17 protein-coding genes are annotated in these 17,709 nt (G+C 73.0%); 8 read left to right on the forward strand and 9 right to left on the reverse strand.

Annotation, left to right across the window (positions count from 1 at the left end; all coding sequences use genetic code 11):
- The 6 genes from ACFVQ3_RS06335 to ACFVQ3_RS06360 all read right to left on the reverse strand — a co-directional run.
- The coding region (locus ACFVQ3_RS06335) for a HAMP domain-containing protein (RefSeq protein WP_387636473.1) at positions 1-980 on the reverse strand (980 nt) is incomplete at its 3' end.
- A 97-nt stretch (positions 981-1,077) separates the two neighbouring features.
- Positions 1,078-1,488: a chemotaxis protein CheW gene (locus ACFVQ3_RS06340; RefSeq protein ID WP_387636476.1), complete on the reverse strand. Its 411-nt coding sequence runs from the start codon at positions 1,486-1,488 to the stop codon at positions 1,078-1,080.
- On the reverse strand, positions 1,485-3,815 hold the full coding sequence (locus tag ACFVQ3_RS06345; RefSeq protein ID WP_387636793.1) for a chemotaxis protein CheA: 2,331 nt from the start codon (positions 3,813-3,815) through the stop codon (positions 1,485-1,487). The genes ACFVQ3_RS06340 and ACFVQ3_RS06345 overlap by 4 nt, the downstream gene beginning before the upstream one ends.
- 188 nt (positions 3,816-4,003) lie before the next feature.
- A complete protein-coding gene (locus ACFVQ3_RS06350) occupies positions 4,004-4,276 on the reverse strand; it encodes a hypothetical protein (RefSeq protein WP_387636479.1) in 273 nt (90 codons plus the stop codon).
- The gene (locus ACFVQ3_RS06355) at positions 4,273-4,494 is read right to left on the reverse strand and encodes a hypothetical protein (RefSeq protein ID WP_030152901.1); all 222 of its coding nucleotides are present in this window, start codon (positions 4,492-4,494) and stop codon (positions 4,273-4,275) included. Before ACFVQ3_RS06355 ends, ACFVQ3_RS06350 begins: the two co-directional genes overlap by 4 nt.
- A 95-nt stretch (positions 4,495-4,589) precedes the next feature.
- Positions 4,590-5,864, reverse strand: a complete 1,275-nt coding sequence (locus tag ACFVQ3_RS06360) for a hypothetical protein (RefSeq protein WP_387636481.1) — start codon at positions 5,862-5,864, stop codon at positions 4,590-4,592.
- A gap of 164 nt (positions 5,865-6,028) precedes the next feature.
- Here ACFVQ3_RS06360 and ACFVQ3_RS06365 point away from each other — a divergent pair, with 164 nt between their 5' ends.
- The gene (locus tag ACFVQ3_RS06365; RefSeq protein ID WP_387636484.1) at positions 6,029-7,168 is read left to right on the forward strand and encodes a hypothetical protein; all 1,140 of its coding nucleotides are present in this window, start codon (positions 6,029-6,031) and stop codon (positions 7,166-7,168) included.
- On the opposite strand, the gene ACFVQ3_RS06370 is transcribed toward ACFVQ3_RS06365, so the two are convergent.
- The gene (locus tag ACFVQ3_RS06370) at positions 7,129-8,622 is read right to left on the reverse strand and encodes a helix-turn-helix domain-containing protein (protein ID WP_387636486.1); all 1,494 of its coding nucleotides are present in this window, start codon (positions 8,620-8,622) and stop codon (positions 7,129-7,131) included. The two genes, ACFVQ3_RS06365 and ACFVQ3_RS06370, sit on opposite strands and share 40 nt — an antisense overlap.
- 216 nt (positions 8,623-8,838) lie before the next feature.
- Between ACFVQ3_RS06370 and ACFVQ3_RS06375 the strand changes: the two genes are divergently transcribed.
- Both ACFVQ3_RS06375 and ACFVQ3_RS06380 read left to right on the forward strand, forming a co-directional pair.
- The gene (locus ACFVQ3_RS06375) at positions 8,839-10,692 is read left to right on the forward strand and encodes a phosphoenolpyruvate carboxykinase (GTP) (protein WP_387636796.1); all 1,854 of its coding nucleotides are present in this window, start codon (positions 8,839-8,841) and stop codon (positions 10,690-10,692) included.
- Positions 10,693-10,878: 186 nt separating this feature from the next.
- Complete coding sequence (locus ACFVQ3_RS06380) at positions 10,879-11,748, forward strand: SMP-30/gluconolactonase/LRE family protein (RefSeq protein WP_387636489.1); 870 nt, start codon at positions 10,879-10,881, stop codon at positions 11,746-11,748.
- Positions 11,749-11,803: 55 nt separating this feature from the next.
- Here the strand turns inward: ACFVQ3_RS06380 and ACFVQ3_RS06385 are convergent, their stop codons facing one another.
- Together ACFVQ3_RS06385 and ACFVQ3_RS06390 are read right to left on the reverse strand one after the other, a co-directional pair.
- A complete protein-coding gene (locus tag ACFVQ3_RS06385) occupies positions 11,804-12,661 on the reverse strand; it encodes a fumarylacetoacetate hydrolase family protein (RefSeq protein WP_387636798.1) in 858 nt (285 codons plus the stop codon).
- 47 nt (positions 12,662-12,708) lie between these two features.
- Positions 12,709-13,713: a C-terminal binding protein gene (locus tag ACFVQ3_RS06390; protein WP_387636491.1), complete on the reverse strand. Its 1,005-nt coding sequence runs from the start codon at positions 13,711-13,713 to the stop codon at positions 12,709-12,711.
- Positions 13,714-13,803: 90 nt separating this feature from the next.
- Between ACFVQ3_RS06390 and ACFVQ3_RS06395 the strand changes: the two genes are divergently transcribed.
- From ACFVQ3_RS06395 to ACFVQ3_RS06415, 5 genes are all read left to right on the forward strand, one after another.
- Complete coding sequence (locus tag ACFVQ3_RS06395; RefSeq protein ID WP_387636494.1) at positions 13,804-14,571, forward strand: SDR family NAD(P)-dependent oxidoreductase; 768 nt, start codon at positions 13,804-13,806, stop codon at positions 14,569-14,571.
- Positions 14,572-14,685: 114 nt separating this feature from the next.
- Positions 14,686-15,024, forward strand: a complete 339-nt coding sequence (locus ACFVQ3_RS06400) for a nuclear transport factor 2 family protein (protein ID WP_387636497.1) — start codon at positions 14,686-14,688, stop codon at positions 15,022-15,024.
- Positions 15,025-15,222: 198 nt separating this feature from the next.
- Positions 15,223-15,810 (forward strand): hypothetical protein, encoded by a 588-nt coding sequence (locus ACFVQ3_RS06405; protein ID WP_387636499.1) that lies wholly within the window; start codon positions 15,223-15,225, stop codon positions 15,808-15,810.
- Positions 15,811-15,817: 7 nt separating this feature from the next.
- On the forward strand, positions 15,818-17,032 hold the full coding sequence (locus ACFVQ3_RS06410; protein ID WP_387636501.1) for a sensor histidine kinase: 1,215 nt from the start codon (positions 15,818-15,820) through the stop codon (positions 17,030-17,032).
- Positions 17,029-17,694, forward strand: a complete 666-nt coding sequence (locus ACFVQ3_RS06415; protein ID WP_387636504.1) for a response regulator — start codon at positions 17,029-17,031, stop codon at positions 17,692-17,694. Before ACFVQ3_RS06410 ends, ACFVQ3_RS06415 begins: the two co-directional genes overlap by 4 nt.
- Positions 17,695-17,709 lie beyond the last annotated feature (15 nt).

Raw genomic sequence — 17,709 nt, forward strand, 5'->3', positions numbered from 1 at the left:
GCAGCCACCGTCCGCACGTTCTGCGACACCTGCTCCGCAGCAGCAGCCACCACCCCCGACTGCGCCGCCGTCTCCTCCGACGACGCCGAGAACTGGGCGCCCGCGTAGGACAGGCGGTCGGCGGCCCCGGCGACCTCCTGGGCCGTGCCGGCGACCGTCGAGATGATCGCCCGCAGGCTCGTCTGCGCGGTGGCCAGAGCCACGGCCATCTGACCGATCTCGTCGCGGCTGTCCACGTCCGGGTGCACCGTCAGGTCCCCTTCGGCGAGCGCGACGAGCGAGCGTCGCACCTTCTCGGCCGACCGGCGGATCCCGTTCGCGACGACGAGCGCGACGACGAGCGCGATCACCAGGCCTGCCAGCCCGAGCACGATCATCGTGAGGACGGTCTTCTGGGCGTGGGCCGCGGCCTCGTCGGAGACCGACGCGGCGTACGCGTTCGCAGCATCGCCCGCGGCGGAGAGAGCCGAGACGTGGGCGGCGATGAGCGCGTCGTTGCGCGACTGGATCTCCGGGGTCACCGCCTTGTCCTCGACGGCCGGCATGAGGGTCGAGTCGCGGTAGGCGGTCCACTCGGACCACGCCGTCTTGAACGTCTCCCAGTTCGGCTCGGCCATCGTGCCGAGCATCGTGTCGTACTCGGCGATCTTGGTCTCGAGCAGGGCGTCTGTCGCGTCCATCTGCGAGACGACCGCGGCCCGGGCAGCGCCGGTCACGATGTCGTACTGGTACGTCAGTCGCCACGCCTCCTGAGCGCCGTGGTCGATCTCGGCGTTGAGCCGCAGCGCGGTGTTCCCGACGTCCGCCACCGCCTCGGTGTCCTCGAGGGTCGAGCGCAGGCCCTGCAGGGCGACGGCGACGGTCCCCACGAGCACGAGGACGAGGACGCCGAGCGCGATGATGATCCGGGTCCGGACGGAGAGGTCGCCGAAGCGGGAGCGGCGTTGCCGCGAGGTCGCGGACGTCAGGGACGTGGACATGGGTACTCCTGGGCGGTGTGATGAATGGGGAGGAAGGTGCCGGCGCGACCTGCGGGCCCGCGCACGGGCCGGTTCGCAGGCTTCTGCACGGCTCGGGTCACGACGCCACGGCGTCGACGTCGAGCGCGAGGAGCAGCCGGTCGGAAAGCTTGTAGGTGCCGAGGATCACGGCTCGCAGTGCCTCGGACAGGGTCTGGGGCGGCAGCTCGAACTGGTCCTCGTCGACCACGAGCACGTCGCCGATCCGGTCGACGAGCAGGCTCACGGTCTCGTCGCCCACGAAGACGACGGCCATCATCTGCTCGCCGTCGTGCGCGGGCATGCCGAGCCGTCGGCGCAGGTCGACCGTGAGGACGACCTGGCCGCGAAGGTTGACGAGCCCTGCGACGTCGTCGGGGGCCAGCGGCACGCGCGTGCGGGGCCGGCTCGGCAGGACCTCCTGGACCCTGTCGACGGGGATGCCGCAGAGGCGGTCACCCAGCGTGAAGGTCACGAGTCTCGTGCTCATCGCACACCTGCCAGGAGGTCGTCGTCGAAGGCCGCCCGGTCGGCGAGGCCGTGAGGATGGTCGTCGTCGTGGTCGTCGTCGAAGAAGCCCGCGTCGGCGGCACGGACGGCGCTGCGGACGTCGAGCAGCTCGGTGACGCGCTGGTCGAGGACGGTCGAGCCCACGAGGCCGTGGTCGTCGATGTCGCTGTGCAGGCGGGCGTCGTCCTCGACGATGTCGAGGATCTCGGAGACGGCCATCGCGATGCTGCGGCCGCCGCGGGTGTAGACGACGACGTCGAGCTCGTCGCCCGTCGGGCCGCCCACGGCGCCCAGCACCTGGTCCAGGCGGACGAGCGGTACGAGCGCTCCCCGGTACTGCAGCACCTCGCGGGTACCCACCTGCTCGATCCGCTCCGTGCGGATCCGTTCGAGCCGGGTGACCGCGGACAGCGGGATCGCGACGCGGCGGTCCCCGGCCGCGACGACGAGCACCTGCTGGGCCGCCTTCGTGGTCTGCACCGCGGTCTGCCGACGCACCTTGGCGAGCTCCGCGATCTCGGTGCTGAGCACGCGCCGCGCGATCGCGGGAAGGTCGAGGATGAGGGCGACTCCTCCGTCACCGAGCACCGTCGCGCCCGAGTACATGCCGATCTGCTTGAGCCGGCTGGCGAGGCCCTTGACGACGATCTCCTCCATGTTCAGGACGCGGTCGACGATCACGCCGAACCGCTGGTCGTCGGCCTCGACGACCGCGATGACGCGGCCCGCGGACTCGGGAGCGAGGTCCAGGACCTCGGCGAGCGAGACGAGCGGGAGCAACGTCCCGCGGAGCCGGAAGACCGGCGCGGTACCGACGTGCTCGATGCGCGTGTCCTGTCCGCCGAGCGCGACGAGCTCCAGGAGGCTGACCTGCGGGATCGCGTAGACCGAGCCGCAGCACGTGACCGTGAGCGCGGGCATGATCGCGAGCGTGAGCGGGATGCGCATCCGCCACGTCGTGCCCTTGCCGACGCTCGACTCGACGTCGACGGACCCGCCGATCGCCTCGATGTTGGTCCGGACGACGTCCATGCCGACGCCGCGCCCGGAGACGTTGGTGACCTTGACCGCGGTCGAGAACCCGGGCAGGAACAGCAGGTCGAGCACCTCGGACGAGGACATCGCCGCGATCTCGGAGGTGCTGCGCAGCCCCTTCGAGACCGCCGAGCGCCCCACCTTCTCGGGGTCGATGCCCGCGCCGTCGTCGGTGATCTCGACGACGACCTGGCCGTTCGAGTGATAGGCGCGCAGCGTCACGAGCCCCTGGCTCGCCTTGCCCACGGCGCGACGCTGGTCGGGCGCCTCGATCCCGTGGTCGACCGCGTTGCGCACCAGGTGGGTCAACGGGTCCTTCACGGCCTCGAGCAGCGAGCGGTCGAGCTCGGTGTCGCCACCGGTCATCTCGACGCGCACCTCGCGCCCGAGCATCTTCGCGAGGTCTCGCACGATGCGCGGCATCTTCGACCACACGTGCTCGATGGGCTGCATGCGCGTGCGCATGACGCCCTCCTGCAGCTCGGAGGCGATGAGGCTCAGGCGCTGTGCGGACCGCTTGGTCTCCTGGTCCTCCCCTGCCCCGGCGATGCGGTCGAACTGGTTGCGCACGAGCACGAGCTCGCCGACCTGCCGCACGAGCGAGTCGAGGAGGTCGACGTCGACGCGGATCGAGCCGTCGGCCGCGTTGCGCCCGGGGAGCTCGATCTCCTCGTGCTTCACCGCGAGGGCGGCGGGTGCGGTCGCGGCGGGGGCAGGTTCGACGGCGACGGGAGCCACGGGTGCGTCGGCCTCGGCCTGCTCGGGCTCGGGTCCGGGGAGGACGACGGCGTCGGGCTCGACGACCGCCGGCTCCTCGGCCGCAGCCGGCGGCTGGGCCGCCTGCTGCTCGTCGGCCACCGCCGGTTCCTGGGCCGGCGCCGCTTCCTCTGCGGGCGCGGTCCCTTCCTGCACCGCCACGATCTGGGCGACCATGGGCTCGACGTCGACGTCGTCCCCGGCGCCCGCCTCGACCTTGGCGAGGATCGCTCGCAGCGTGTCGACGAGCGCGAGCAGCACGTCCGCCACCTGCGGGTCCATCACACGCTCGCCGTCGCGCAGCTCGGACAGCAGGGACTCCCCGACGTGCGAGACCCGCTCGAGGTTGCCGAAGCCGAGGAAGCCGCTCGTGCCCTTGATCGTGTGCACCGTGCGGAAGATGCTGCTGAGCAGCACGCGCGACGAAGGGTCGCTCTCCAGTGCCACGAGGTCCTGGTCCAGCTGATCGAGATTCTCGTAGGACTCGACCAAGAACTCGTGGACGATCTCGTCCATCTCGTCCACGCCCGCACCTCCACGCCATCGCTGGCATCGTCGTCGTCGCTCGGAGCGACCTGTTCGTCAGGGACACGGGTCCCCAGCCCTGGCGTCCACCGGGGCTGTCGTCGGTGACTGTCGGTCGTCTCGTGCGGTTGGTGGGGGTGATACCGGGCGCCTCGGGCGGGCGGACCTGCCGGTCGCGGTCAGGCGGCGCTGTCGAGCGCCCGCGCGAGGGCGAGCGCGAGGGCGATGTCCTCGTCGAGGGTGCGCCGTTCGTCCCGCACGTCGTACCCGGCGGTGACGATCGCGCTCTCGTGCAAGCGGTAGTGCGGGTCGCAGAAGAGAAGGGCCCCCTCGTGGGCGACCGTCACCCGGACGCAGGCGCTCGCGCCGCACGCGTCGCACCGGTCGCACCGGTCGAGCGCTTCGTGCGGGTCGGCGTCCGGGGGCTCCCACGGTCGCCGCAGGTGGTTCATGCCGCGGTGGCCTTCTGGGCCGCGCGGTTCACGAGCCCCGCGGCCTCGGCGCGGGTCAGTCCCTGGATGACGAGCTCGTCGACGAGCGAGGCGATCTGCTCGTGCACGTCGCCGGGGTAGAGAGGGGCACCCGCTCGTCGACGCGCGAGCTCCTTGGTCAGGGGTGCGCAGCGCTCGGCGATGGTCTGGGGTCTGGGGCGTGCGGGGGTGGCAGCCATGGGGTGCTCCTCTCGGTGCCTCTGGTCGAGGCGTCGACGGTCGTGCTTCCTATGCAGCGACGTCGGCCGTCGTCCGGCCTCGCTGCGAAGGTCGGTCAGCCCGCCTCGGCGACCCTCGCGGTCTGGCGTGCCGCGGCGACGACGTCGGCGAGCGTGCTGCGCACCTCGAGGGGCGTGCGTCCGAGCGGGGCGCCGGGCAGCGCGACGGCCGCCGCGAGGGCGCCCAGGTAGCGTGCGGTGTCGCGCGTGGACTCTCCGGTCCCGCGGTCCGGGTCCCAGGCCGAACGTGCCTCGTGCTCGTGCTCGACGAACACCGCGGTGAGCTCGGTGACCCAGGCGGCGTCGACCCCGCAGCCGGCGACCGCCTGCTTGACCGCGACCCGGGTACGGGACAGCGCGGGCCGTCCCGGGCGTGCACGGTCCGCGAGGACGTCGCGCACGAGGAGGTGCGCGATCTTCTGCCCGTACTCGTGGGAGGCGACGGTCTCGAGGTGCTCGTCCTCGTAGGTCGTCCACAGCCCGGCGAGGGTCGCCACGCGCGGGTCCGACGGCGGGGCGGTGAGCGCGTGGACCGAGCGCAGGGCGAGGCCCTCGTCCTCCTCGATCCACGCGAGCATGCGTGCTCGGACGTCGGGGTCGAGGGGGCGCTCGAGGGCCGGCAGGGCGAACGCGTCGCGGATCGCCGCAGCGTCGACGTGCATGCGCAGGACTCCGCGCTGACGCGTGGCAGCGCTCTCGTGGGCAGCGTAGAGGCGGTCGAGCTCCTCGTCGCGCCCCGCGTCGAGGACCTGGACGGCCAGGTCCGGCACCACGGGGAGCTCGTGCACGAGGCCCGCGAGGCGCCCTTCGGCGTCGATCGTCCCTTCGAGGAGGTCGGTCGAGACGATCTGGCCGACCTTGCGGGCCGACCGGACGCTGCGCAGCAGGGTCCGGTGCATGAGCGTGTAGTCCCCGAGCGCCTGGCGGATCGATCCCGCCGCGCTCGCACCGCCCGCGAAGACCTCGAGGTCGAAGAACTTGGTGCCGTTGCGCCCCCGGGAGTCACCCTCGGCACCGTCGGCGCTGGGCAGGTCGAGGATCTTGCGGGTGTAGAAGTCCACGGCCGCGTCGACCATGTCGTCGTGCAGGAAGCGTGCGATGCCGTGGCGGTGGCAGTAGCGCGTGGTCTCGGAGCGCACGATGCCCGTGCGGAACACCGCTTCGAAGACGATCATGCGGGCCTCACGCTCGGTGAGGTCGCCGGCCTGCACCCGACGCGCGACGTCGGTCGTGGTGCGGTCGAGCTCGTCGCTCGCGCGGTCGTGGACGGTCGTGCGGGCAGCGGCGGTGACATCGACGTCGACGTCGGCGGTGACGGTGATGGTCTGCATGGCACGTGTGTGTGCGGCGCGCTCGCGAAAATCGGGCCTCCGGGCACCTCGGGCGATGTGACCTCCATCACATGCATCCCAGGGGCGCGCCTCCCCGCCACGCAGGCTGGCGCGTGCTCACCCGGCATAGGCAGCCCCAGACGGTCAGCGAGGAGAGGACGAACGTGGAGCACAGGCGCCGAGCGCTCGACGTCGGACCGGGGGAACACCTCCTCCTGCCCGCGTCGACGCTCGACACGACGGGGCGGCTGCACCTGTGGCGCGCCTTCACGGGGCTGCACGACGGCGAGCTCCTGCTCTCCCCGCTCACCGCCAGCCCGCTGCCGATGCCGTGGACGGTGCCCGCAGGTCACCGCCGGTGGCCCGGGCTGCGCCCCGCCGCCATGTGGCACCCCCTCCTGTGGCTGCCCGCGCGGCTGCGGACACCGATCACGCTCCGCGACCCCCTGACGGGCGAGACCTGGGGCGAGACCTACGACGAGTGGGCCACCCGGGTCGCGCTCGAGATGACCGAGTCCGGTCCCGTGATCATCGACGACCGGCAGTGGGTGCTCCTGCACGACCCGTCCCACGGGCGGCACGTCCGGCCCCTCGGCCCCGACGACGCGGACCTCGTCCCGCTGTACGACCCGATCACCGGCACCTGGCTCGACGTGCTCTCGACCGTCGGGCTCGACGTCGACGACCCCGCTCACCTCGCCCGGGTCGAGCGGTGGCTCGCGGGCGACGACGACGAGGCGCTCGACGCCGTCGACCTCGACGTGTTCCTGCGAGCCGCCGACCGCGACCCGGCCTGGGCCCTCGACCGGACGCAGCGGCCCCTCGCCGAGGGCTCCGGGTACCGCACCTACGTCGAGGACCTGCGCGACGCCTCCTCGGCGCTCGTCGCGCGCGAGCTCGACGACCGCGTGACCGACCTCGCGTCCGCCCGCCTCCCGGCCCGCGAGCTCGGGCAGTACGTCGGCGCCCTGGCGCGGGCCGCGTCGACGCTCCTGTCGGCGGGCCCCGACGTCGTCGAGGACCTCGGCCTGAGCCTCGGGCTCGTGACGGCCCGGGCCGAGCGCGCCGCGACGGTCGAGGCGGCGGCGGCCGCCGTGGCCGACCTGCGCGTGCTGCTCGGCACGGTCGCCGACGCCGCGTCCCTGGGCCTCGCCCGCATCGCGCAGCGCGTCGAGATCGAGACCGCCGAGGTGCTCGGACAGGTCGCCGAGCTCACCCGGCCTGCCGGACCGCCCGACGACGCCGCACGCCCGACCAGGCCCGGTCAGCCCTCGCGAGGCGCGTGCTTCTCGAGGAACGCGTAGACCTCCGAGGCGTCCACCCCCGGGAACGCGCCGGACGGCAGCGCCGACAGGACGTACTGGTGCATGCGCGCGCTGGGCCAGGCGACCTCCTCCCAGTGCCGTGCGAGCTGGGCTGCCGGCCTGCGGCAGCAGGCCTCGTCCGGGCAGGTAGACGCACGGCGAGCCGTCGTCTCCCGTCCCCGGAACCACTTGGCCGAGGCGAACGGGACCCCGACCGTGATCGAGAACTCGCCCGTCGTCGTCGTGCCCGTCTGGGTGCTGCACCAGAACGTGCCCGCGGGGGTGTCCGTGTACTGGTAGGACTCGGTCGCGCGGTCGCGGCGGGTGAACGCCTCGCGCGCGGCCCACCGGCGGCACACGAGCTGACCCTCGATGGCCCCCGTGACGTCGGCCGGGAACGGCAGGCCGTCGTTCGCGTAGCCGCGGTACAGGGCGCCGTCGTCCCCCACGCGCATGAAGTGCACCGGGATGCCCAGGCGGGACGTCGCGAGGTTCGTGAAGCGCTGCGACGCGGCCTCGTGCGAGACGCCGAACGCGTCGCGGAAGTCCTCGACCGCGAGGTCCTTCTCCTTCTTGCGCTGCTCGAGGAACTCGACCGCCGCCGACTGCGGCATGAGGCAGCACGCCGCGAAGTACGTGATCTCGACGCGCTGGCGCAGGAAGTTCGCGTACGACGTCGGGCGCTGGTGCCCCAGCACGCGGTGCGCGATCGCCTGGAGGCCGAGCGAGCGCAGACCGTGGCTGCCCGGGATCGAGGCGGGCGGCAGGTAGATCCGGCCGTTGCGCAGGTCCGTGACCGTGCGCGTCGAGTGCGGCAGGTCGTCGACGTGCAGCAGCGTGAAGCCGAGCTGCTCGGCCATGCGCGCGACGGTGCGGTGCGTCAGCGCGCCCGACGTGTAGCCCGCACGACGCGTCATCTCCTCCGCGAGGTCCTCGAGCTCGGGGATGTAGTTGTTGCGCTCCTGACGCTCCAGGCGGAGCTCGGTGTTGGCGCGGCGCGCCTCCTCGGGCGTCGCGATGGCCTCGGACGCACGGCGCGCGAGCTCGCCGTGCAGGCCGACGAGGTTCTCCAGGACGGGCAGGGGGAGCTTCTGCGACGCCTTGACCGACGGCAGGCCGAGGGTCGCGAACAGCGGGCCGCGCTGGGCACGGTCCAGCTCGATCTCGAGCGCGGCGCGGCGCGACGGCGGCTCGTCCGCGAGGAGGTCGGCCACCGTGACCTCGAGCGCGCCCGCGAGCGCCTGGAGCAGCGAGAGCCTGGGCTCGCGCTTGCCGTTCTCGATGAGGGACAGGAGGCTCGCGGTCGTGCCGACCAGTGCGCCGAGAGCGTCGAGCGTGAGGTCGCGACCGGTCCGGAAGTACCGGATCCGGCGTCCGAGCGTGATGAGGTCCGTGCTCGCCGGGGTGTGGATCTCGGGGCTCGTGGGGATCTTGCGGTCTTCGTCGACGGCCATTCCTTGACCCTATGTCAAGATCCACGATTCTTGACAGCGATCCAGGTGGAAAACCGGAGAGTTCCGGGTCGAAGGTGGAAACAGCAGCACCGACACCCACCGGGTGGACCCGACGACCACCCAGGACCGGAGACCCTCATGACCGCGACCGCCCATCCCCGCCGCACCCGCCACGCCGCCCTCACCGAGGCGCTGCCCGACGTGCTCACCACCGCGATGGCAGGCGCCGCGTTCGGCTCCCCGGCCCGCGCCGCCCGCGACCCGCGGACGTGGGTCCGGGAGATCGCCGAGCTCACCGAGCCCGACGCGGTCGTGTGGTGCGACGGCTCCGCGGCCGAGAAGCAGCGGCTCGTCGACCTCATGGTCGACGCCGGCACCCTCCTGCCCCTCGACCCCGAGCTGCGCCCCGGCAGCTACCTCGCCCGCTCGAACCCGAGCGACGTGGCCCGCGTCGAGTCGCGCACGTTCATCTGCTCGCGCGACGAGGCCGATGCCGGCCCCACCAACAACTGGCGCGAGCCCGACGCCATGCGCACCGAGCTCCGCGACGTGTTCGACGGGTCGATGCGCGGTCGCACGATGTACGTCGTGCCGTTCTCGATGGGCCCCGTCGGAGGTCCCCTCTCGCAGGTCGGCATCCAGGTCACCGACTCGCCCTACGTCGTCGTGAGCATGGGCGTCATGACGCGGGTCGGCAGCGAGGTCCTCGCACTGATCGACGGCGGGGCGCCCTTCGTCCCGGCCGTGCACAGCGTCGGGGCGCCGCTCGTCGACGACACGGGAGCCGTCACGCCGGACGCGCCCTGGCCCTGCAACGACACCAAGTACATCGCCCACTTCCCCGAGACCCGCGAGATCTGGTCCTTCGGGTCCGGGTACGGCGGCAACGCGCTGCTCGGCAAGAAGTGCTTCGCGCTGCGCATCGCCTCGGCCATGGCCCGTGACGAGGGCTGGCTCGCCGAGCACATGCTCCTCATCCGCGCCACGTCCCCCGAGGGGCGCGCCTACCACCTGGCCGCTGCCTTCCCGTCGGCGTGCGGCAAGACGAACCTCGCGATGCTCCAGCCGACCGTCCCCGGGTGGAAGGTCGAGACCATCGGGGACGACATCGCGTGGCTGCGCCCCGGACCCGACGGGACGCTGCGCGCGATCAACCCCGAGGCCGGGTTCTTCGGCGTCGCCCCCGGCACCGGGATCGACACCAACCCCGTCGCGGTCGCGACCTTCGACCGCGACACGATCTTCACCAACGTCGCCCTGACCGACGACGGCGACGTCTGGTGGGAGGGGCTGACCCCCGAGGCGCCCGCGCACCTCACGGACTGGCTCGGCAACGACTGGACCCCCGAGGACGGCGCCGCGGGCACCCCCGCCGCGCACCCCAACTCGCGCTTCACGGTCGCCGCCGCCCAGTGCCCGACGATCGCCGACACCTGGGAGGACCCTGCGGGCGTCCCGATCGACGCAATCATCTTCGGTGGTCGACGCGCGACCAACGTGCCGCTCGTCGCGCAGGCGTACAGCTGGGAGCACGGCGTGTTCATGGGCGCCACGATCTCGTCCGAGCGCACCGCGGCCGCCGAGGGCGCCCTGGGCGAGCTGCGCCGCGACCCGTTCGCGATGCTCCCGTTCTGCGGCTACAACATGGCCGACCACTGGGCGCACTGGCTGAGCGTCGGGGCCGGGCTCGATCCGGAGAAGCGCCCCAAGATCTTCCAGGTCAACTGGTTCCGCAAGGACGCCGAGGGCTCGTTCCTGTGGCCCGGGTTCGGTGAGAACTCTCGTGTGGTCGAGTGGATCGCGCAGCAGGTCGACCGCTCGCGCGGCCTGCGGACCGATGCGGGGGCCGTCACGAGCCCCGTGGGTCTGCTGCCCGCGCCCGGTGCGCTGGACGTCGACGGGCTGGACCTGCCGCAGGCCGACCTCGACGCGCTCTTCGAGGTCGACGCCGCCTCGTGGCTCGCGGAGACCGAGCTGACGAGCGAGTTCTTCGACACGTTCGGCAACCGGGTCCCGGACCAGCTCTGGGCGCAGCTCGCACGCCTGCGGTCGCGCCTGGGCGCCGAGTGAGGCGAGCTGAACGGGTCCCCTCCTCGCCGAGGGTGACCACCCCGGCCGCCGACGGTGACGCTCCCGTACGCCGACGGTGACCGACACGCCCGCCGAGGGTGACATCTGATGTCACCCTCGGCGGGCCGAGCCGTCACCCTCGGCGGGCGGGCACGTCACCCTCGGCGGTCCGGGACAATGGGCCCCATGCGTGCCGAGAACATCACCGGTCCCGTCGCCCACCACGGCGAGGGGCCCGTGTGGTCCCCGACCTGGGGCGGCCTGCGGTTCGTCGACATGATGGCGGGCGACCTCCTGACCCTGCAGCCCGACGCCACGGTGTCCCGCCGCCACGTGGGCGACTACGCGACCATGGTGCGCCCGCGCTCCCGGGGCGGCTACGTCGTCGGGCTGGAGCGTGGCCTCGCGCTCGTGGACGACGAGGCGCCCGACTCCCCCGTGCGTCCCTTCCCCGAGCTGTGGAGCGACCCGACCGTCCGCCTCAACGACGGCTCGACCACCCCGGACGGCGCGTTCTACGCGGGCTCCATGCCGTTCGACGACCGGTCCGGCGCGGGTGCCCTGTTCCGCGTCGAGCCCGACGGCGCCGCTCGCCTCGTGCTGTCGGGCGTCACGTGCTCGAACGGGCTGGGCTTCTCGCCCGACGGCACGCTGGCGTACTACGTGGACACGCTCACGTGCCGGGTCGACGTGTTCGACTACGACGCGGGGGCGCCCGAGCCTCTCGCGAACCGGCGGGCCCTGGTCGAGATCCCGCGCGCGGACGGCCTGCCCGACGGGCTCACCGTCGACGCCGAGGGTGGCGTGTGGGTCGCCCTGTGGGGCGGCAGCGCGGTGCGCCGCTACGCGCCGGACGGGACGCTGACCGAGGTCGTCGAGCTGCCCGCCTCGCACGTCACGGCGTGCACGTTCGGCGGTGAGGACCTCGACGAGCTGTTCGTCACGACGTCGCGGCTCATGATCGGCGAGCCGTTCGAGCCCGAGCTCGACGCGGGATCCGTCTTCCGGGTCGTCCCGGGCGTGAAGGGCCTGCCGGTCCTGCCGTTCGCGGGCTGAACCACGTGAGCCGGGCGCACCCGGCACCGACGCCCTCCGGGTGCACCTCGGCGCGTCACACGACCGCGTCGCGGACCTTCTGCTCGCAGCGGCCGAGGCCCTCGATCTCGACGGCCATGACGTCGCCGTCGACCAGGTAGGGGAAGCGGCCCGAGAGCGCGACGCCCTGGGGCGTCCCGGTGTTGATGACGTCGCCCGGCTCGAGGACCATGTACTGCGACAGGTGCCACACGAGGAAGTCGACGTCGAAGATCATGTCGGCCGTCGAGGAGTCCTGGCGGATCTCGCCGTTGACCCACGAGCGCAGGCGCAGGTCCGAGGCGTCGACCTGGTCGGCCGGGACGAGCGCGGGGCCCAGCGGGTTGAACGTCTCGCAGCTCTTGCCCTTGGACCACTGGCCGCCCGAGACGGCCATCTGGTAGTCGCGCTCGGACACGTCGTTGGACACGGTGTACCCGGCGACGTGCGCCGCGGACTCGGCGGGCGACGTGAGGTAGCGGGCCTTCTTTCCGATGACGATCGCGAGCTCGACCTCCCAGTCGACCTTCTGCGCACCCGGGGGGAGCAGGACGTCGTCGTCGGGTCCGACGACCGTGTTGGAGTGCTTCCAGAAGATGATCGGGACGGTCGGCGGCTCGGAGCCGGACTCGGCGGCGTGCGCGGCGTAGTTCATGCCCACGCACACGACGGCCGTGGGGCGGGCGACGGGAGGGCCGACCCGCATCCCGTCGGCGTCCGCGACGACGGGCAGGTCGCCCGCGTCGAGGGCCGCACGGACCCGGGAGATGCCGTCGTCCGCGAGGAACGCGCCGTCGACGTCACGGGTCAGGGGGTCGAGCGAGTAGGTCGTGCCGTCGGCCGTGCGGACGACGGGACGCTCCTGGCCGGGAAGGCCGAGGCGCATGAGCTGCAGGTGCTGCACGAAGAAGCTCCAGGTGTCGGAGGGGCGGGTCGGTGAGGTCAGCGTGCCAGGGCGCGGGCGTAGTCCGGGTTGACGATCGACCCGACGGGACGACCCGCGAGGAAGTCGATCGCGTTGCGCGCGGTGTGCACGGGCAGGTCGGCCATGGCTTCGGGCGAGAACCACGCGGCGTGCGGGCTGAGCAGCACCTGGTCGAGCGTGCGCAGGCGCGAGTCGGCGGGCAGCGGCTCGTGCGAGAACACGTCGAGAGCGGCGGCACCCAGGTGCCCTCCCTCGAGCGCGTCGGCGAGCGCCTCCTCGTCGATCAGCGGGCCGCGGCACGTGTTGACCACGACCGCACCGGGCTTCATGGTCGCGATCGACGCCGCGTCGAGCAGGTGGCGCGTGGCCTCGCTGAGCGGTGCGTGCAGGCTCAGCACGTCGGCCTCGGCCACGGCCTGCTGACGGGTCACGGGGAGGTAGCCGGCTGCGGCGACCTCGGCGTCGGGCACGAAGGGGTCGTGGACCAGCACGCGGTAGCCGAGCGCGGCGCAGCTGCGCGCGACGAGCGACCCGATCCGGCCGTACCCGATCACGGACACGGTGGTCGCGGACAGGCGCGCGGCCATGGGGCGCGGGGCGGTCGCGGCCCAGACGCCGTCGCGCACGGCACGGTCGTAGCCGACGAGCCCACGACTGAGGCCGAGGACCATCGCGACGGTGTGGGACGCGACCTCCTCGATGCAGTAGGTCGGGGTGTTGGCGACGGCGATGCCGCGATCGGTGGCGGCGGCGACGTCGACCATGTCGTAGCCGATGCCCATGCGGCTGACGAAGCGCACGCCCTCGATCTCGTCGAGGACGCGGGCGGTGAGGGGCGCCCACTGGACGACCAGGGCGGACGGGCGGGCACCTGCGGCCGCGGCGTCGCGGACGAGGGCGATGACGTCGTCCTCCGTGCGGGCCGTCCCGCGCACGACACCGAGGCCGGCGGCCGTGACGGTGTCTTCGCACGCGGTGCCCGGGAGGTCGCAGTCGGTGATGACGACGGTGTCGGGGTTCATGAGCCGAAATGCTATAGCATCTAGCAACCGACGGCCAGCGTCCGTGGACAGGTGCTTGCGGTCGGCACAATTTGCTATAGCGTTCAAGCCATGGCTCGACGACTTGCGCTGATCACCGGCGCCAGCTCGGGGATCGGTTCCGCGACCGCCCTCCAGCTCGCCCGCGACGGATACGACCTCTGGCTCACCTACGCCCACGACGAGCTCGGCACGCGCACCACCGCCGACCTCGCGACCGAGCTGGGTGCGAGCTGCCAAGTCTCGCGCCTCGACCTGCGCGACGTCACGTCGGTCGACAGGCTCGTCACCCAGGTCACCCGCCGCTGGGGCGAGCTCCACGTCCTGGTCAACAACGGCGGCACGTGCCCCTACCGCGCGCTCGACGACATCGAGATCGACGAGTGGGACGCCGTCATGGAGACCAACGCGCGCGGAACGTTCGTCCTCACGCGCGCAGCGCTCCCCCTCCTCCGCGCGGCCGCCGCCCCCAAGGGCGACGAGCCCGTCGACCGCAGCATCGTCAACGTCGCCTCGATCGCGGGACAGCAGGGCGCGCTCAAGACCGGCGTCCACTACGCCGCGAGCAAGGGCGCGCTCCTCGCGATCACGCGCAGCTTCGCGCGCCTCCTGGCCGCCGAGGGCATCCGCGCCAACGCGGTCACGCCCGGACCGGTCACGAGCAACATCACGAACCAGCTCGACGACGCGGGCCGCGAGGCCCTCACGTCCTCCATCCCGCTGGGCAGGTTCGGCACGCCCGACGACGTCGCGTGGGTCATCGCGTCCCTCGCCTCCCCGCGGGCCGGGTTCGTCACGGGCGCCACGTACGACATCAACGGCGGCGTCCGCATCGACTGACCCGCCGGCCCCGGCCGCGCGTCGGCCGACCGGACCCGAGCACGCTCGGTGCGCTCCGCCGTCGGGCACCTGTCACCCGGAGACCGCACGACACCCCACGAGAAGAGGACCCGCATGACGCAGGACCCGACCGCCCACGCCGTGGTCACCGAGCAGGTCGCCGCGTTCAACGCGCACGACCTCGAACGCTTCCTCGCGACCTACGCCCAGGACGTCGTGGTCGTGGGCGTGACGCCCGAGCCGATCGTCGGCAAGGACGCCCTGCGCGCCTTCTACGGCCCCCGTCTTGCAACCGGTGATGTGCATTGCACACTCGATGCCTCCGTGGCGTACGGTGAACGATGGGTGGTCGCACGCGAGATCGTGTCGACCTCGAACGGGTCGGGCGAGACCATCGCCACCTTCGAGGTCCAGGACGGCGTCATCACCCGGGCGAGCATGCTCAAGGCCTGACGCCCCCACGGACGCGGAGCCCGGTCGGTCACCCCCCTTGATCGACCGGGCTTCGCTCTGCCCGGACCCGGCAGCCGAGAGGCCCTCCACCCGGTGGCTCCCGGATCTCCACCCGGATCTCCACCCACGGGTCGTGGGCACGCGCGCTCGACCCCAGCAGGCTGAGGACGTCGTCCCGCCTCACCCCAGGAGCCCTCCGTGAACCCCGAGCACCTCGAGCCCGCACTGATCGCCGTCGCCGTCCTCTGCTGGCTCGGCTACCGCCAGACGACCTGGCGTGCGGTCTCCGCGCGCATGTGGACGCTTCCCGCGGTCCTGGGTGCGATCGGCCTGCTGGCCCTCTCGTCGGCGGTCGCCGTCCGACCGAACGGGCTCGACCTGGTCGTCGTCACGGCCGAGCTCGTGGTCTCGGTCGGCGTGGGAGCGGTCATCGGCGCGATGACGTCGTTCCGGACGATCGACCCGGCCGCCGCACCCGCCACGGGACCGGCGGCCCGTCGTCGGGCCCGCGCGGCGGCAGCGGGGGCGACGCTCGAGGCTCGTGCAGGGTGGGTGGCGCTCGCCCTGTGGGTCGCGCTGATCGTCGCGCGTCTCGTGACCGGCATGCTCGCGGGTGCCGCCGGGGCTCACCTCGCTGCCTCGGCCGGCGTGATCCTGCTGCTGCTCGCCGCCAACCGGGCAGCCCGCGTCCTGGTCGTCACCGCCCGGGCGGGTCGCCTCGCCCGCGAGCACGCACCGTCCGACCTCCGGGGCGTGACCCTCCCCGCGCCCGCGCAGGTCGCATGATGGTCCCGTGACGACGACCCTCCTCGAGGACTCCCCCGCAGCGCCTCGCAGCGCCCCCTCCGCTGCCCTCCGGCGCCAGGTCCTCGCGGCCGACACCGGCCACAGCCGGACCGGGCAGATCCTCAACCTGGTCGGGGCCGCGGTGGTCGCCTACGTGCTGGTGACCCAGCTCGTGGCGCCGTCCGCCCCGTCCCTCCCGCCCCTCGTCCTGTGGCTGGGCCTGGTCGCGGTCGCAGCCTGGGTCGTCCGTGTGTTCGTCCCGCTGCGACGGGTCGGCCCGACCACGGCCGCCGAGGTCGTGATGACGGTCTGCGGCGCGCTCGTCGTCGTCCCCACGGGCGGCCTGACGATCGCCCCCGCCTTCGCGGCCATCGTCATGGCGATCGGCCGCCCCGCCCGCCCGCTGGGCTACGGGGTCGGGCTCGCCGCGACGGCCGTCGCGCTCCAGGGCGTCTTCCTGGTCGTCCGTGTAGACGTCCCCGCGGTGCTCGTCCTCGGGATGGTCGCGGTGTTCGTGCTCGCGGCGACCCTGGGGTTCAGCCGCCGGCAGTCGCGCCTGGCGGCCGCGGGCGCGCAGCTCCTCGCGGCCGAGCGGCTCGTCGCCGCGCACGACCGCGTCCGCTCCGCGGCCCTCGAGGAGCGTGCCAGGATCGCACGGGACATCCACGACGTCCTCGCGCACAGCCTGGGTGGCCTCGTCGTGCAGCTCGACGCGATCGAGGCCCTGCTCGAGGCAGGGGACGTGGCCGGGGCTGCGTCCCGTGTCACGGCGGGACGGCGGCTGGCGGCGTCGGGCCTGCGCGAGGCACGTTCCGTGGTCAGCACCCTCGCGCCTCCCGAGGACGACCTCGACGCGCTCCTCGCCGATCATCGGGACCTCGGCGGCACGGTGAGCCTGGTCGAGACGGGAGATCCTCGCCCCCTCGACGGTGCGCAGTCCGCGGTGGTCCACCGCGCCCTGCAGGAAGGACTCAGCAACGCGCGCAAGCACGCCCCCGGGATGCCCGTCCGGGCGACGATCGTCTGGGACGATGCTCGCGTGCTCCTCACCCTCGTCACACCCCGCTCGTCCGGCCCGCGATCCTCCCTCGCCGAGACAGGCGCGGGCCACGGGCTGACGGGGATGCGCAGCCGGGTCGCCGCCCTCCCGCTCGGCGGCGCGGTCCACGTCGACGACGGCGCCGAGTCGTTCACGGTCACCGTCGCCGTGGCCCTGTCATGAGCGACGAGCCCGTCCGCCTCCTCGTCGTCGACGACCAGGCGATCGTCCGGGACGGCCTCGTCACGGTCCTCTCGCTCGTCGCCGACTTCGAGGTGGTCGGGGAGGCCTCCGACGGCGAGCAGGCCGTGCGGCTCGCCGCGACCCTGCACCCCGACGTGATCCTCATGGACCTGCGCATGCCGGGCGTCGACGGCGTCGAGGCCACGACCCGGATCCTCGCCGAGCACCCCGCCACCGCCGTGCTCGTCCTGACGACCCACGCCGACGACGCGTCGATCCTCGGCGCGCTGCGCGCAGGGGCCCGCGGGTATCTCACCAAGGACGCCGGGCGCGCCGAGGTCGCCAACGCGATCCGCACGGTCGCGCTCGGTCAGACGCTGCTGGCCCCCGCCGTCAGCGAGGTGCTCGTCGGGTCGTTGACCGGTCGTCACGTGGGCACGGTCTCGGCCCCGGCCGCCTCGCTGCCGCTGTCCCGCCGGTTCCCCAGCCTGACAGCCCGGGAGCGCGAGGTCCTCGGGCTGGTGGGCCAGGGGCTGAGCAACGCCGAGATCGCCGAGCGGCTCGTCGTCGGCATGACGACCGTCAAGACCCACATCAACGCGATCTTCACCAAGCTCGCGGTCCGCGACCGCGCGCAGGCGATCACGCTCGTGCGCTCGTAACGCTCGTAGCGCTCG

This window comes from Oerskovia sp. NPDC057915 (assembly GCF_042887685.1).
In the GTDB taxonomy this organism is placed as follows: Bacteria; Actinomycetota; Actinomycetes; order Actinomycetales; family Cellulomonadaceae; genus Oerskovia.